General features: G+C 68.3%; 17 protein-coding genes, 3 tRNA genes and 2 pseudogenes. 13 read left to right on the top strand and 9 right to left on the bottom strand.

The window, feature by feature from the left end:
• From ACGFYU_RS15350 to ACGFYU_RS15330, 5 genes and pseudogenes are all read right to left on the bottom strand, one after another.
• Positions 1-1,961: DEAD/DEAH box helicase (locus tag ACGFYU_RS15350; protein ID WP_393827752.1), on the bottom strand; the 1,961-nt coding region annotated here is incomplete at its 3' end.
• Between the two features lie 289 nt (positions 1,962-2,250).
• A complete protein-coding gene (locus ACGFYU_RS15345; RefSeq protein WP_393827751.1) occupies positions 2,251-2,808 on the bottom strand; it encodes a hypothetical protein in 558 nt (185 codons plus the stop codon).
• Between the two features lie 85 nt (positions 2,809-2,893).
• On the bottom strand, positions 2,894-3,268 hold the full coding sequence (locus ACGFYU_RS15340) for a fluoride efflux transporter FluC (protein WP_393827750.1): 375 nt from the start codon (positions 3,266-3,268) through the stop codon (positions 2,894-2,896).
• Positions 3,265-3,756, bottom strand: coding sequence for a CrcB family protein (locus ACGFYU_RS15335; protein WP_393827749.1), 492 nt, complete (start codon positions 3,754-3,756; stop codon positions 3,265-3,267). Before ACGFYU_RS15335 ends, ACGFYU_RS15340 begins: the two co-directional genes overlap by 4 nt.
• Positions 3,753-3,818: pseudogene (locus ACGFYU_RS15330) on the bottom strand (metallopeptidase family protein); the annotation flags it as partial. The gene ACGFYU_RS15335 and the pseudogene ACGFYU_RS15330, both read right to left, overlap by 4 nt.
• Before the next feature lie 71 nt (positions 3,819-3,889).
• On the opposite strand from ACGFYU_RS15330, the gene ACGFYU_RS15325 reads away from it, so the two are divergent.
• The 5 genes from ACGFYU_RS15325 to ACGFYU_RS15305 all read left to right on the top strand — a co-directional run bounded on the left by ACGFYU_RS15325 (position 3,890) and on the right by ACGFYU_RS15305 (position 8,421).
• Positions 3,890-5,599, top strand: coding sequence for a recombinase family protein (locus ACGFYU_RS15325; RefSeq protein ID WP_393827748.1), 1,710 nt, complete (start codon positions 3,890-3,892; stop codon positions 5,597-5,599).
• A 308-nt stretch (positions 5,600-5,907) separates the two neighbouring features.
• Positions 5,908-6,420, top strand: a complete 513-nt coding sequence (locus ACGFYU_RS15320; protein WP_393827747.1) for a hypothetical protein — start codon at positions 5,908-5,910, stop codon at positions 6,418-6,420.
• A gap of 103 nt (positions 6,421-6,523) precedes the next feature.
• Entirely contained in the window at positions 6,524-7,693 is a 1,170-nt protein-coding gene (locus ACGFYU_RS15315) for a phage major capsid protein (protein ID WP_393827746.1), read from the top strand.
• Positions 7,694-7,708: 15 nt separating this feature from the next.
• Entirely contained in the window at positions 7,709-7,897 is a 189-nt protein-coding gene (locus tag ACGFYU_RS15310; protein WP_365924526.1) for a hypothetical protein, read from the top strand.
• A 398-nt stretch (positions 7,898-8,295) separates the two neighbouring features.
• Positions 8,296-8,421, top strand: a complete 126-nt coding sequence (locus ACGFYU_RS15305) for an HNH endonuclease signature motif containing protein (protein WP_365924524.1) — start codon at positions 8,296-8,298, stop codon at positions 8,419-8,421.
• A gap of 12 nt (positions 8,422-8,433) precedes the next feature.
• On the opposite strand, the gene ACGFYU_RS15300 is transcribed toward ACGFYU_RS15305, so the two are convergent.
• Positions 8,434-8,619: a hypothetical protein gene (locus tag ACGFYU_RS15300; RefSeq protein WP_393827745.1), complete on the bottom strand. Its 186-nt coding sequence runs from the start codon at positions 8,617-8,619 to the stop codon at positions 8,434-8,436.
• A gap of 116 nt (positions 8,620-8,735) precedes the next feature.
• Positions 8,736-8,885 (bottom strand): annotated as a pseudogene (locus ACGFYU_RS15295) (IS3 family transposase); the annotation flags it as partial.
• Positions 8,886-9,261: 376 nt separating this feature from the next.
• Between ACGFYU_RS15295 and ACGFYU_RS15290 the strand changes: the two are divergent.
• From ACGFYU_RS15290 to ACGFYU_RS15270, 5 genes are all read left to right on the top strand, one after another.
• On the top strand, positions 9,262-9,534 hold the full coding sequence (locus ACGFYU_RS15290; RefSeq protein WP_393827744.1) for a hypothetical protein: 273 nt from the start codon (positions 9,262-9,264) through the stop codon (positions 9,532-9,534).
• Positions 9,515-10,033, top strand: a complete 519-nt coding sequence (locus ACGFYU_RS15285; protein ID WP_365924520.1) for a DUF6879 family protein — start codon at positions 9,515-9,517, stop codon at positions 10,031-10,033. Before ACGFYU_RS15290 ends, ACGFYU_RS15285 begins: the two co-directional genes overlap by 20 nt.
• 12 nt (positions 10,034-10,045) lie before the next feature.
• Positions 10,046-10,894, top strand: coding sequence for a helix-turn-helix domain-containing protein (locus ACGFYU_RS15280; RefSeq protein WP_393817877.1), 849 nt, complete (start codon positions 10,046-10,048; stop codon positions 10,892-10,894).
• Positions 10,895-11,180: 286 nt separating this feature from the next.
• Positions 11,181-11,411, top strand: coding sequence for a hypothetical protein (locus ACGFYU_RS15275; protein ID WP_393827743.1), 231 nt, complete (start codon positions 11,181-11,183; stop codon positions 11,409-11,411).
• 261 nt (positions 11,412-11,672) lie between these two features.
• Positions 11,673-12,023 carry a metallopeptidase family protein gene (locus ACGFYU_RS15270; protein ID WP_365924516.1) on the top strand — a complete coding sequence of 117 codons (351 nt, stop codon included), beginning with the start codon at positions 11,673-11,675 and terminating at the stop codon, positions 12,021-12,023.
• Positions 12,024-12,038: 15 nt separating this feature from the next.
• Here ACGFYU_RS15270 and ACGFYU_RS15265 read toward each other — a convergent pair whose 3' ends face one another.
• Positions 12,039-12,392, bottom strand: coding sequence for a metallopeptidase family protein (locus ACGFYU_RS15265; RefSeq protein WP_365924514.1), 354 nt, complete (start codon positions 12,390-12,392; stop codon positions 12,039-12,041).
• 128 nt (positions 12,393-12,520) lie between these two features.
• Between ACGFYU_RS15265 and ACGFYU_RS15260 the strand changes: the two genes are divergently transcribed.
• The 3 genes from ACGFYU_RS15260 to ACGFYU_RS15250 all read left to right on the top strand — a co-directional run bounded on the left by ACGFYU_RS15260 (position 12,521) and on the right by ACGFYU_RS15250 (position 12,805).
• Positions 12,521-12,593 (top strand) — tRNA-Glu (locus tag ACGFYU_RS15260).
• A 39-nt stretch (positions 12,594-12,632) separates the two neighbouring features.
• Positions 12,633-12,706, top strand: a tRNA-Asp gene (locus tag ACGFYU_RS15255).
• Positions 12,707-12,728: 22 nt separating this feature from the next.
• Positions 12,729-12,805: transfer RNA gene (locus tag ACGFYU_RS15250), tRNA-Phe, on the top strand.
• Positions 12,806-12,842: 37 nt separating this feature from the next.
• Here the strand turns inward: ACGFYU_RS15250 and ACGFYU_RS15245 are convergent.
• Positions 12,843-13,664 (bottom strand): cytochrome c biogenesis CcdA family protein, encoded by an 822-nt coding sequence (locus tag ACGFYU_RS15245; RefSeq protein WP_393827742.1) that lies wholly within the window; start codon positions 13,662-13,664, stop codon positions 12,843-12,845.
• Between the last annotated feature and the right edge of the window lie 4 nt (positions 13,665-13,668).

Here is a 13,668-nt window from a genome sequence, read left to right as displayed (position 1 = left end):
AAGCCACCCGAGGGGCGGTCGTCACGGCGGAAACCACCGGACGGACGGTCACCACCGGAACGGAAACCACCGGACGGACGGTCGTCACGACGGAAGCCGCCACGGTCACCGCGGTCACCGCGGTCATCGCGGTTGAAGCCACCCGAGGGGCGGTCGTCACGGCGGAAACCACCGGACGGACGGTCACCACCGGAACGGAAACCACCGGACGGACGGTCGTCACGACGGAAACCACCACGGTCACCGCCACGGTCGCCGCGGTCGTCACGACGGAAACCACCACGGTCGCCACCGCGGTCGCCACGGTCGTCGCGACGGAAGCCGCCACGGTCACCACGGTCGCCACCGCGGTTGTCACGGCGCTCGTAGTTGCCGCGGTCGTCACGCTGGGCGCGGTTCTCCTCGCGGCGCTCCTGCGCGGCCAGCTCGGCGGCAGCGGCAGCGGCGGCAGCCGCGACCTCGGCCTCGGCGGCCTCGGCCACCTCGGCGACAGCGGCCTCCGGGTCCTCGCCGCGCTCACGCGCGGAGCGGGCGACCAGGCGGTCGGCCTCCTCGCGCAGCTCGGCGGCACGGCGCGTCAGGCGCTCCAGCTGCTTGGTGAGCTCGGCGACCTCGCGCTCGGCCTGCTTGGCGGCGTTGTTCGCGGAGTCGGCCTGGACCTCGGTCAGCGAACGCGCACCGGTGATCTCGGCGACCTCCGGCTCGAAGGCGCCGGCGCCCTGGACGATGTGGCGCGAGGCGTCGACGCCCGCGTCCTCCATCAGGCGGAAGATCTGGCGGCGCTGGTGCGGCAGGGCGAGGGAGACCACGACACCCGACTTGCCGGCGCGGGCGGTACGGCCCGAGCGGTGCAGGTAGTCCTTGTGGTCGCCGGCCGGGTCCACGTTCAGGACCAGGTCGATGCCGTCGACGTGGATGCCGCGGGCGGCGACGTCGGTCGCGACGAGCGCGTTGACGTAGCCGTCCTTGAAGTCGGCGAGGACGCGGGTACGGGCGCCCTGCGTCATGCCGCCGTGCAGCGCGTCGGCCTTCACGCCGGCCTCGACGAGCTGCTCGGCGATGCGGTCGGCGCCCAGCTGGGTGCGGACGAAGATGATGGTGCGGCCCTTGCGGGCGGCGATGGCGGCCGTGACCGGCGCCTTGTCCTTCGGCTTCACGACGAGGACGTGGTGGGTCATGGTCGTGACGTTGCCCTGGGCGCTGTCGACCTCGTGGCTGACCGGGTTCGACAGGTAGCGCTTGACCAGGGTGCCGATCTCGTTCTCCATCGTGGCGGAGAAGAGCATGCGCTGGCCGCCGGCCGGGACCTGGTCGAGCAGCTCGGTGACCTCGGGCAGGAAGCCCAGGTCGGCCATCTGGTCGGCCTCGTCGAGGACCGCCACCTCGACGTTCTCCAGGGAGCAGGCGCCGCGGTTGATGATGTCGCGCAGACGGCCGGGGGTGGCGACGAGGATGTCGACACCGCGCTCCAGGGCGTAGATCTGGTTGCCCATGGAGGTACCGCCGCAGACGACCTTCATCTTCAGGCCGAGGACGTCGCCGTAGGGCTGGAGGGCGTCCGCGACCTGCATCGCGAGCTCACGGGTCGGGGTGAGGATGACCGCGCGGGGCTTCTTCTTCTCCGTGTGGCCGTCGGCCAGGCGGGCCAGGGTCGGCAGACCGAAGGAGAGGGTCTTGCCGGAGCCGGTGCGGCCGCGGCCGAGGATGTCCTTGCCGGCCAGGGCGTCCGGGATGGTCGCGGCCTGGATCGGGAAGGGGGTGGTGACGCCGTTCTGCGCGAGCTTGCGCACGACGCCCTCGGGCAGACCGAGGTCGCCGAAGGTGACGGTGGGCTCGGCGTCGGCGTCGGTCTCACCGTCCGCGTCGAAGTCGGTGGAGTCCTCGAGGGACTCGATGATCTCGTCCGCCTCGATGGCCGCGATGGCCTCGTCGACGATCTCGGTGGAGTCGTTCTCGGGCATGACGGAACGGTCAGAACTGGAAATGGACATGCGAAATGCGAAACCTTCCGGAGTCTCGGCACGCGCCCAAACTCCGTGAATCGCAAATCGACCGCCTCAATGCGGTCAGCCACGGCTAGGGAGAGTACGCGCCACGCGGCGCTCTTCGGATTCGGCGCCGGGCAATGGGATCAAACGATCTATAACCATACGCACCCTCCCCCGGGTCTGGCAAGTCACTCCGCCGAAACGGCCCTGACCTGCGCAGACACCGCCAGCCCGGCCGACTGTGACAAAGGCACGACCGGGGCTACGGCTGCGGTACGGGCTGGGTGGTCGGCTCCGGCTGCGGGCTCGGCGGAGGAGTGGTTTCCGTCACAGGGGAAGGCGTCGGAGCCGGCGGTTCGGGGGTCGGCGCGCTGGTCGGCTGGCCGCCGCCGGAGCCACCCGAGCCGCCCGAGCCCCCGGAGCCGCCCGATCCACCGGACCCGCCGGAGCCCCCGGAGGGCGGCTGCTGGGGGCCCTGGCCGCCCGCCCCGCCGCCCGGTCCCGCCGACGGCGAGGGCGCTCCGGGTCCGGCGCCCGTCGCACCCGGACTGGGCGAGCCCCCGGTCGCGCCGGACGCCTTGCCGTCCTCCTTGGCCCTGCCGTCCGGGCTCCCCGTGGCGTCCTTCGTGCCGTGGCCGTTGCCGTGGACCCCGGAGCCCCGCCCCGCGGCGCCTCCCCCCGACCCGGCGCCGGCCTTGCGGTCCGCGGCGGAGGAGGGCCCGGGCTTCGCCGCGTCCTCGCCGACACTCATGCAGCCCGCCGTCGCCGCGACCGCGAGCGCGGTGACGGCCAGTCGGAGGGAAGCGGACAACTGGCGCACTGGGGCACCTCCGGAGCCTGGGGGTGAGAGTCCGCATGAGCGGGTCAATGTGCCCAACTCCCTTTGACCCGTAAGAGACACGCCCTCAGCCGAACAGCTGCCGCGCCACCTGCGACCCGAGGTGTACGGCGCCCAGCCCGACCAGCACCGATACCGCCACGTTCGCCCCCGCGAGGAATCTCCGGCCGCTCTCGGCCAGCCGCAGGGACTCGTACGAGAACGTCGAGTACGTGCTCAGCGCCCCGCACAGCCCGGTCCCCAGCAGCAGGTCCAGCCGCGCGGAGGAGGCCCCGGCCAGGGCCGCGCCGGCCAGCGCGCCGAGCGCCAGGCAGGCGGCCGCGTTGACCACGAGGGTGCCCCAGGGGAAGACGGCGTCGTGCCGGGCCTGCACCGCACGGTCCGTCAGATAGCGCAGCGGGGCCCCGACGACCGCGCCCAGGACCACGACCAGCCAGTTCACCGGGCCCCCGGCCGACGCCGGAACCGGCCCCCGACCACCAACCGCGTCACCGAGGCCGCAGCCCACACCGCCCCCAGCGCCGCCACCACCGTGAGCCCGGCGTACGCCAGCGCGACCGGCGCCTCCCCCTCGTCCAGGAGCCGCGAGAAGTCCACCGCGTAGGCCGAGAAGGTGGTGAACCCGCCGAGCACCCCGGTCCCGGCGAAGGGCCGCACCAGCGGATGCGCCGAGCGCCCGCCCTCGCCGATCAGCACCATGAGTACGCCGATCAGCGCGCAGCCGGCCACGTTGATCCAGAAGGTCGCCCACGGGAAGGCCCCGGGCCCGGCCGGCCACAGCAGGGAGATCCCGTACCGCGCCGAGGCCCCGACCGCCCCGCCGGCCGCCACCGCCGCGAGCACCCGGCCCTGCGGCTCGGCGGCCTGCGCGGGCACGTGCAGGTCGACGTCCGGGTCGATCGCCTCGGCGCCCTCGACCGGCCGCGTCATCCGTAGCCCAGCGCGTGCAGCCGCTCGTCGTCGATCCCGAAGTGGTGGGCGATCTCGTGCACGCAGGAACACCCGCCAGACACCTTGTCCGACCCAGGATTTAGGCTGGTCAGCGGGGTAAGGGGAGGTTTGAATGTCACCACGAGAGCCATTCTCGCGTGCCGCCGCCATCCTGCGCGCGATTCTGTACCTGCGGATCTCGGATCTCACGGACACGTCCACGTCCATCCCCCGCCAGGAGAAGGCCGGCCGTGGCCGGGCCGATAACCTGGGCGCGGAAGTGATCAAGGTCTTCAAGGACGAGGACAAGTCCGGCTTCCACGCGTACGTGAACCGCCCCGACTGGGACGCGGCGCTCGCCATGCTCCGGGAGCGCCTGGCGGACGTCCTGATCGTCTTCAAGGTGGACCGGGCGACCCGCCAGGGCATCCCGCAAGCGTCGGAGATCATCCGGATCGTCTACGAGACGGGCTGCCGCTTCATCTCCATCGCGGACGGCATCGACTCCAATAACGAGGGCTGGGAGATCCAGCTCACACTGGCCGCGCACCAAGCCCACAAGGAATCCAAGAACACGTCCATCCGGGTCACCGACCTCCGGGCGGACGAGCGGGACGGAGGCCGCTGGATGGGCAGCCGCCCGTACGGCTTCATCGTCACGCCGGAGCGGAAGCTCACCCCACACCCGGAGGAGTCGGAGATCATCCGCGCCGTGGTCGCCAAGCTCTTGGACGGTCAGTCCCTGCGGTCCGTGGCGAAGTGGCTGAACGATCAGGGCTACGACTCTCCGCGCTGGGCCAGCCGGAAGCTGCGGATCACCCAGCTTGAGGCCAAGGGCGAACCGATCAAGGCGCAGAAGCTCCGGGAGAAGCCGCTCAAGACCCCGAACTCATGGTCGTGGCCAGCCGTCCGACAGCTTGTGATCTCTCCCACAATGGCCGGGTACCTGCCCCACAAGGGCGAGGTCTACCGCCACAGCCTGACCGGCGAGATGGTCCGGGTCAGCAAGGAGATCATCAGCTTCGCGGACCACACCCGCTTGCGGTCAATGTTCGGCAGCCGTGTTCCGGTCCACTGGACCAGGGACGCCACACCGGGCACGAAGTCCAAGGAGACGGGCCGGGCTGTGACCGGACTCCTGTCGGACTACCTGCACTGTGCCGGGTGCGGCTCCCGGATGTCGTACGACACGGCGTTCGTGCGGAACGGTGAGGTCTGGCCGCGCTACCGGTGCATTCGGCGCCACTTCAGCGGCCGGTGCCCCGGCGTGCTGATCAAGGGCACCCACGCGGACGCCCTGGTGACCGAAGCGATGATCAACCGTCTCGGCGCTCTTGCCGACGATGACCCGGCGGTCCTGGCCATCGCCCAGCGCTGGGCCGACATGCAGCACCCGGACCGCAAGGCCCGCCGCTCCCAGCTTGAGGCGCTGATCTTGGAGGAGGAACAGTTCCTTGACCGCCTGGAGGACGAGAAGCTGAACGGCCTCTTCCAGGGCTCTCGCGGTGAGGCCCGCTTCAAGCGCCGGTACGACGAGAGCAACGACCGGCTGGACGGCTACGAGCGGGAGCTGAACGATCTCCCCACGGGACAGGCACTCGACATCACGTTCTTGCGGGACACCGCCCTCTTCATCGAGGCGTGGGAGGAGTGGCTCCTTGCCGAACGCCGCGAGATCGTCGGACTCGTGTTGGAACGCGCCTGGGTGATCAAGGCCCGCAAGACCGGAGTCCGCCCGACGATCGGCCGCTTCCGCTTCTGGTGGGTCGGGGAAGAACAGCCGGAGGACCTGAAGTTCCCCACGACGCTCCCTGAGGCCGACACCAAGCCCGAGCCCGCGTAAGTCCTCACAGGCCCTCAGACGGCCGCACAGCCCCGTTCCTCCCCGCCGGAGGGACGGGGCTTCCCCTTGCCCAGCGAGGGGAGGCAACCGACTCCCCAGTCCATGGATGAGGGCGGTGACGAAGTGACGGAATGACGATTAGTTCTAATCCATGCATAGAACTAAGAAACACATATCTATAGAGGTAACCGCGATCTAGCGGCACTTCGTCACTTCGTCACCACTGCGGTCCCTGCTGACCGCCATCGGCCCCCATGCCTGCCCCGGCTCCCAGTCCGGGGCTTCTTCATTCCCGCACTGGAGGTCTTGTGTACTACAACCCGACCGGCGTCACAGAAACTGAGATCGACGCGGTGATCGGTACAGCGGACGAGCTCACGGAACACGTCGCCCCCGAAGTCCGCAGGGCATGGATGGAATGGGACACCGCCCGATTCATGGCCGGAGTCAACGGCCCGGTGGTCGTGCGCGCCGGCTTCGCCCGTGGCCCCTACCGGCTCATAGCCGACCCGTTCCGGCCCCTGTGGGACTTCCCTCCCGCGCTGCGCACAGACGTGCTCCGGTCCCGCCTGATCATTCGGCGTCGGGAAGCGCGCCCCCTGTCATGGAGGACGAACGGCGGCAGGATCCGCGTGGTGGGCGGCGTGAAGGTCTTCACCGGCGAGTGCGAAGTGTGCGGCAAGACGTACGAACAGAGACGCCCCGAAGGACAGAAGCGCCGTTGGCCGCTGATGTGCTCGGAGGAATGCCGCGCTGAGCGGAACCGGCAGCGGAAGCGCGAATGGGCGGCAAAGAGCCGCGCGCAGGCCAAGGCCGCGTAGACGCTTACTGATACAGGTGAGAGGCGCTTCCTCTCGCGAAGTTTCCGCCGACCGACCCTCTCAGGGAGGTCGGCTTCCTTGTGTCCGGGAGGAAGGAACAACCTTGTCCCACGCCGAACGAGCGCGCGCGCATATGGCGAAGCGCGACGAATATACAGACCTCTTGAACAGGCTGGACCTCGGCTCCAAGCGCTCCCTTTCCCCCTCGGAGCGGAAGACAGAGAAGGAACTCCTTGGGGGAATCGCCACCGCTGACGCGGCGGTGAAGCGGCACCTTGAGGCAGCCGCCGCTGAAGAGCGCGCGATGCAGGCCACGTTTCCGCTCCAGCTCATGGGTACGACCCGCAGGCACGAACCGAAGGAAGACCGCATGACGGCCGCCATTCCGGGTGAGCTTCTGGCTCGCTCTCTCGACATCGCCCGCGGCATCACGACACCGAGCACCGGCAAGGCATTCAGCCCCGAGGAGATGGCGAAGAAGCTCGTAGACCTCCTGGCCCCTCAGTCCGTCGTGATGGCATCGGGCGTGAACCGGGTGCAGACAAACGCAGAGACCTACTCGTTTCCCGTGATTCGATCCGACTTCACTGCGGGGTTCGTGGGCGAGCTGGATGACCTCCCTACCGGTGGCTTCGGAGCAGAGCCGCTGAAGGTCACACCGAAGAAGATTGCCGCCGCTGACATGCTCGCCAATGAGCTCATGGACGATGGTGGTTCGGCGTTCCTGGACCCTGTTGCCAAGTCATTGATGCGGTCGCTCTCTCTGGGCTTCGACCGCGAGGCCCTGTTGGGCACGGGCGCCAACAAGGGCTTCGTGGGAATCGCGAACACGCCGGGAATCCAGAAACACGCGGTCACGGGAGGGTTCAAGGACCTTGACGCCTTCGTTGCCGCGTTCGGGAAGCTCGAAGCGGTGAACTCGAAGGCAACGGCGGTCGTGATGCACCCGACCACCTGGGCCGACCTCATGGCACTGCGTGAAGCATCGGGTTCCCTGAAGCCCCTCCTGAGCGAGTCCGCTGGTTCACCCACGGCCGGTGTTCAGCGCTCGATTCTGGGCGTTCCGGTGTGGATCTCGTCCTTCATGCCGGTCACGACCGTTCTCGCCTATGAGGCGGACCAAATATTCGCCGTATGGCGCAAGGACGCGGGATTCCAGATCTCCGATCAGTTCGGCTTCCTCAAGGACGGCACTGCGGTGCGCGCCATCGCCCGTGCCGCCATCGCTGTCCCGAACGCCGCCGCCGTCTGCAAGATCACCATTTCCGCGTAAAGAGGAGCTGCCCGAATGCCTTATTTCAACACCACCAACCTGGCAGTGACCATCCGAATGATCGGCTACATGTCCTACAGCCCGACCTCTGACGGCATCCCGTCTCGTGTTCTGGAGAACGGCCAGACCTACGAGGTCCCCCAGAGCGAGGCTGAGTGGCTGGTCTCCGCTGAGCTTGCGGAACTGGTCGCACGTGATCGTTGAATTGACTACCGGCGTGCGCATCGACCGTGCGTCGGTAGGTGCTGGGATGCGCATTGCGTGCCACTCCGACGTGGCCGGGCATCTGATCGAAAAGGGCTGGGCTCGGCAGGTGGCGACTGGCCACCGGAGCGACGGCCGGACACTGCTCGCGCTCAAGGCCCGCACTGTCCCCGGCACCAACGAGGACCTGAGCGAGTGGCCTTCATGGATGAGACCGGCATGGATCAGGCCGGACGGCCGGGTGTCCCACAGTGGGGATGACCGCCAGTGGGTTCCCGCCCACTGCCGCGCATGCCCGCGCTTCTCTTACGCGCTGAGAGACCGCCTGCCGACTGACGCTCAGCGTGAAGCCAAGTCGGATGCCTGGGTGATCCTCTGCCCACGGTGCCGCGACTGACGTGGACCACGTGGTTCCCCTGTCGCGCGGTGGTGAGGACGTGGACGGCAACGTTCAGGTGCTGTGCCGCCCGTGCCACAAGGCGAAGACCCGCGTGGACCTGGGCTACGCGGGTCTTCCCTTCTGAGTACGCGGGGCCTCAGACGCCGGCGGCACCCTGGATGGCGGCCTGGGTGGCGATGTTCGGGACAACGGTTCCCCAAAGGCCACCGATGGCACTCCCGGCGGTGTGCATGAGGTTGTCAAAACCTGAAGCGCTAGCTGTCGAAGCGGAGAACGCGACAATCGCGACTGCTCCGACGATGACGGCAGTGATGCGACGCATGAACGGCCTTTCCTCTCTTTGGCAGGTTGCCTAGCCATGGCTTCCCGCAAGTGAGCCTGTGCATGTGCTGTGTCGCTCGTGTGGGTGAGGTTCCCCCGCTGTGCGGGAGTGGTTGACTAGCTGGTCAGGGCGGGTTGACGTGGTTTCAGATTCAGTTGTTCGGTGCCTGCCTGGTTGGCGTAGTGCTTCTCCTCGAACTCGATGGGGCTGAGGTAGCCGAGTCGTTCCTGGATGCGGCGGGGGTTGTAGAAGCCGTCGATGTAGTTGAAGAGCGCGAGGCATTTCCCTTCCGAAAGAGGGGAGGGGGAGAGCGGTCCGGAAGTTCCCGCGCGTGCCCGCCGGCGATCCCGGCCCCAGCTCGGAAAACGCGCCCTGGGTGCGGCTCCTTTTTTGGGCCCTGGGCGCTGTCTGACCTGGGCAAAGCCCGTTCCGCACCCCTGAGAAAGGCACCCTTAGTGGGCCGCTAAGCCCCGTGAAGCACCCCCGAAGCCCCCGATGGCTACCCGTACCGGGTGGCTGTCGGGGGCTTCGTCGTGCGGCTGGAAGGCTCAACCACCTTGTCCGCACGCCCTCTTGCGCCCGTCAGCCACAGGGGTGAGGCTCGTGCACGCTCATGCAACCGACTCGACAGCGGGAGCGATCGTGAACCTAAAGTTCCTCGGCATCATCCCCAACACGCCGACCGACGAGTCTCCGACGATCTGGCTCGACGAAGAGACCGGCGACCTCCTGATTCAGTCGTACAAGGCGACTGAGGAAGAGGTGAAGGCATGCCAAGAGATCGGTTCGATCCCGGGCCACTCCACCGATGTGCCGGACCACGAAACGATCATCAGGCTCCCCGCGGTGATGCTGAAGTACATCCCGCGCCCGGACGGCATCGGAGAGGCAGGAAGTGCAGCCACCCGCGCGTAACGCACTGGCCCAGGCCCGGCACTCTGCCGTGCATCTTGAGTTGCGCGACAGCTACATGCGCGACGATCCCGAGTTCATCGCGTGGCAGCAGGGCGCGCGCCTTGAACCGTCCGACCGGTCTTCGTGGTGGGGCGGCTGGCACGACGCCGTGACGGCCGCGACGGCCCGCGGGGTCGTGGTCCGCCGGGCCCGCATCATCTCGGAACCCATCAGTGACTACATCCGGTACGAGTACGACTGCACGTTCACGAACATCGCTGCGGGTGAGTTGGTCCGGTGGCTTCCCCGGCGACAGACGACGGACCTGGCCTTGCCGGGTACGGACTTCTGGGTCTTCGATGGGGCGCAAGCCCTCTTCCACCACTTCACCGGGGACGGCCAGTTGGACGAGGACGGGCGGGAGTACACCGACGACCCCGAGAGGTTGAGCCTGTGCACCACAGCTTTTGAGGCTGTGTGGCAACGCGCTATTCCGCACGAGGAGTACAAGCCGCGCTGACCGGTCACCACTATGGCTGTCTCTCCCTCTTCGAGTGCCCAGCAAGCCCGGCAGGCTTTGGCGAACCGTCTCGCTGAGCTGTGCCGGGATGCCGGGCTGAGTGGACGCGATCTCGCCCGGCTGTGCGGGTGGCATCCGTCGAAGTCCTCCCGGATCATGAATGCCCGCACTCCCCCGTCCGCCGACGACATCCGAGCGTGGTGTCAGGCGTGCGGTGCCGAGGCGCAGACGAACGATCTGATCGCCTCTCTGCGGACCGTCGAGGACATGTGGATCGGCTGGCGGCGCATGGAGCGCGCCGGCCTCAAGCAGGCCCAGGAAGCCCGACTGCCGCTCTTCGAGCGAACCCGCCGGTTTCGCGCCTACTCCTCGTGGTTCATCCCGGGGCTGATCCAGACCTACGGCTACACCGAAGCCGTCTTGCGTGCCGTCCAACGGCGACGGGTCGAAGTGGACGACGTGGCGGATGCCGTCGCAGTCCGCATGGAGCGTCAGCGCGTGCTCTACGAGGGTGCTCGACGCTTCGCGTTCCTGGTTGAGGAATGGGTCTTGCGGAACGGGATCGGCGGTTCGGATGTGCAGGAGGAACAGCTCCGCCATCTCCTCACGGTGGGCTCACTGCCCACCGTCAGCCTGGGCGTGGTCCCCACACGAACCGAGCGTTCCCGGATGCCGGTGGAAGGGTTCTGGATCTTCGACACCGCACAGGTCAACATCGAGCTGGTCTCCGGCTACCTCACGCTGACCCAGCCGAGCGAGGTTGCCGCGTACGCGGACACATTCACCGAACTGGCCGACATGGCCGTCTACGGGGCGAAGGCCCGCGCGCTGATCACGAGGGCCATCCAGACTCTCAGGTGATGGCTGTGCAACCTCGTGCAATCCGCTGGGAGGCGCAGCTCCGGCGTTCCTAGCGTGGTCGCTACACGGACGACACGAGGAGCGGCCCCGTGAAGGCGATCACGTATGCGCAATCCCCGGTAGAGCTGCCGTTGCGAACTGATCCGGAGCCCGTACCGGTGGCCGGCTGCGGGGTCTGCGGCGCCCTTGCGGTACAGCGCCGGGAAGCCCGCCTCCGCGGCGACCACTCCACAGTCAGCGATTGCAACGTGGAGCTCCGGAACCATCCGCATCCCGAGGGAGCGGCATGAGCGTGAGAGCCGTGCTCCGGTACGTCAGCTACGTCATGCACCGCCACCCCTCAGCGGAAACGACGGCTACGGCGCGTTGCCTGAGCCCGGACTGTCAGTGGACTGCCGCGCCGACGGGGAACGCGGACGTGTGCACCGACATGTGCATCCAGCACACCGGCCGGACCGGCCACATGACCTTCCTCCGGGAGTTCTCGGAAGTCGCCGTGGTGGAGCGGGTCCGGTGAGCGGGCGGCCCCGGCTGACGGTCCGGGTAGTCAGCGGGGGCTCGGCTGGCCCGGTGCGGATCTTCCGATCAGGAGAGCCCGTTCAGCTTCTGTCCCGTGATCCCGTCGCTGTGGCTCGGTTCCGGCGAGAGGGCTACTGGCAGGGGTGGGGGGATGAGTTCCCGCCGTGCCGGTGTCCTCAGCACAGGTGAGCCCGCTCCAGCTCCCAGACGGGCGGGCACGGTAGCTCCGGAAGTGATGTCGCTCACGGAGAATGGCCCTGTGCTGGAGATGACGCGAGAAGCCTTCGAAGAGCTGGTGTCCGACGCCCTGGACACGATCCCGCCTGAGCTGACGCGGATCATGGACAACGTGGCGGTGTTCGTCGAGGACGAGCCCCCGGCGGACGACCCGGAGCTTCTGGGGCTCTACGAAGGGACTCCGCTCACTGAGCGGGGCGAGTGGTACGCCGGAGTCCTCCCGGACCGCATCTCGATCTACATGGGGCCGACGCTCCGGATGTGCGAGAGCCCGGAAGACGTTGTTCACGAGGTTGCCGTGACCGTGGTCCATGAGATCGCCCACCACTTCGGCATCGATGACGAGCGGCTTCACGAGCTGGGCTGGGGCTGATCCGGGGCGGCCCGCTCAGGCCGCGAGAGTCACCTGAACAGGGGAATCCTCACTCGAAGAGGTGTACGACGGGATATCGTGCACCACGGTGACCTCCGTCTCGGCGACCACGCTCTCCCGGTCCTCGCACATCCGCAACGTGGGGTTCCGGTAGATGGTGATCCGGTCCGGCAGCACCCCGGCGTACCACTCGCCGCGGTCCGTCAGCGGGGTCCCCTCGTACAGCCCGAGCAGCTCGGGATCGTCGGCCGGCGGCTCGTCCTCGACGAACACCGCCACGTTGTCCATCAGCCGCGTCAGCTCCGGCGGGATGCGGTCCAGGGCCTCTGCGACGAGCTCTTCGAACTCCTCGCGCGTCATCTCCAGCACGCCGTCATTGTCCCTCCAGTGGAGGCGCCTCCCGCTTGGCCGGGAGAAACCGTTTTGGCGATAGCTCCCCGGATCCCATATGCTTCTCACGTCCCCGACGCGCTGGAAAGCGCCCAGGCGGGCCTTTAGCCCTCATCGTCTAGTGGCCCAGGACGCCGCCCTTTCAAGGCGGTAGCACGGGTTCGAATCCCGTTGGGGGTACGCATTACCGTGTGCGAGACTTGTTCTCGCGCACTGCAAGGTCCTGTGGAGCAGTTGGTTAGCTCGCCACCCTGTCAAGGTGGAGGTCGCGGGTTCAAGTCCCGTCAGGATCGCTGAAACCGGAAACGGTTTCGTGGCTGGGTAGCTCAGTTGGTACGAGCGATCGCCTGAAAAGCGATAGGTCGCCGGTTCGACCCCGGCCCCAGCCACCACCAAGAAGGCCCCGTCTCCGGACGGGGCCTTCTGTGGTTACTCCCCTTCCCCGCGGCGCCACCGCGCCAGGCCGAAGGCCGCCGCCCCCGCCGCGACCAGGCCGAGCAGCGCCCAGTCCGGGACCCCGTCCGCCAGGGACCGGACCCGCTGCTCCACCGCGAACGAGTCGTCCACGTCCAGCAGCCCCGGCAGCGCGCTCGCCCCGTCGAAGACGAGGAACAGCGTGCCGAGCGCGATGAAGAACAGCCCGGAGAGGGCTGAGGTGGTGTGCAGCCCGAAGCGGCCCACGGTGACGGCCCGGCCGCGCAGCCAGCGCCGCCGGCCCAGCTCGAAGCGCTCCCAGAGCAGGGCCAGCAGGAAGAGCGGTACGGCCATCCCCAGCGCGTACACCGCCAGCAGCAGGCCCCCGTAGACCGGGCTGCCGCTGACCGCCGCCACGGTCAGGACGCTGCCCAGGATCGGGCCGGCGCAGAAGCCTGCCAGGCCGTAGACCGCGCCGAGGGCGTACACGGACAGGGCGGTCGTCGGGCGGATCCGCCCCGACAGCTCGGAGAGGCGCCGGCTTGCGAAGCCGAGGCCCAGGATCTGGGCGAGGCCGAGCGCGATGATCAGCCAGCCGCCGACGAGGACCAGCGTGTCTCGGTGCCCGTGGAAGAACCGGCCGGCGGTCGAGGAGGCCGCCCCCAGCGGTACGAGGGTGCTCGCGAGGCCCGCGTAGAAGATCCCGGTGCGCGCCAGCAGCCGGGAGGCGGAGTCAATCGAGTACGCGAAGAAGGCCGGGAGCAGCAGGGCGCTGCACGGGCTGAGCAGGGCGAGGAGGCCGCCGAGCAGGGCGGCCAGGTATCCGATGTCGGTCATGCCG

Origin of the sequence: Streptomyces sp. NPDC048337 (assembly GCF_043201175.1) — a bacterium.
GTDB lineage: Bacteria > Actinomycetota > Actinomycetes > Streptomycetales > Streptomycetaceae > Streptomyces.
This window is presented reverse-complemented; position numbering and strand designations above follow the sequence as displayed.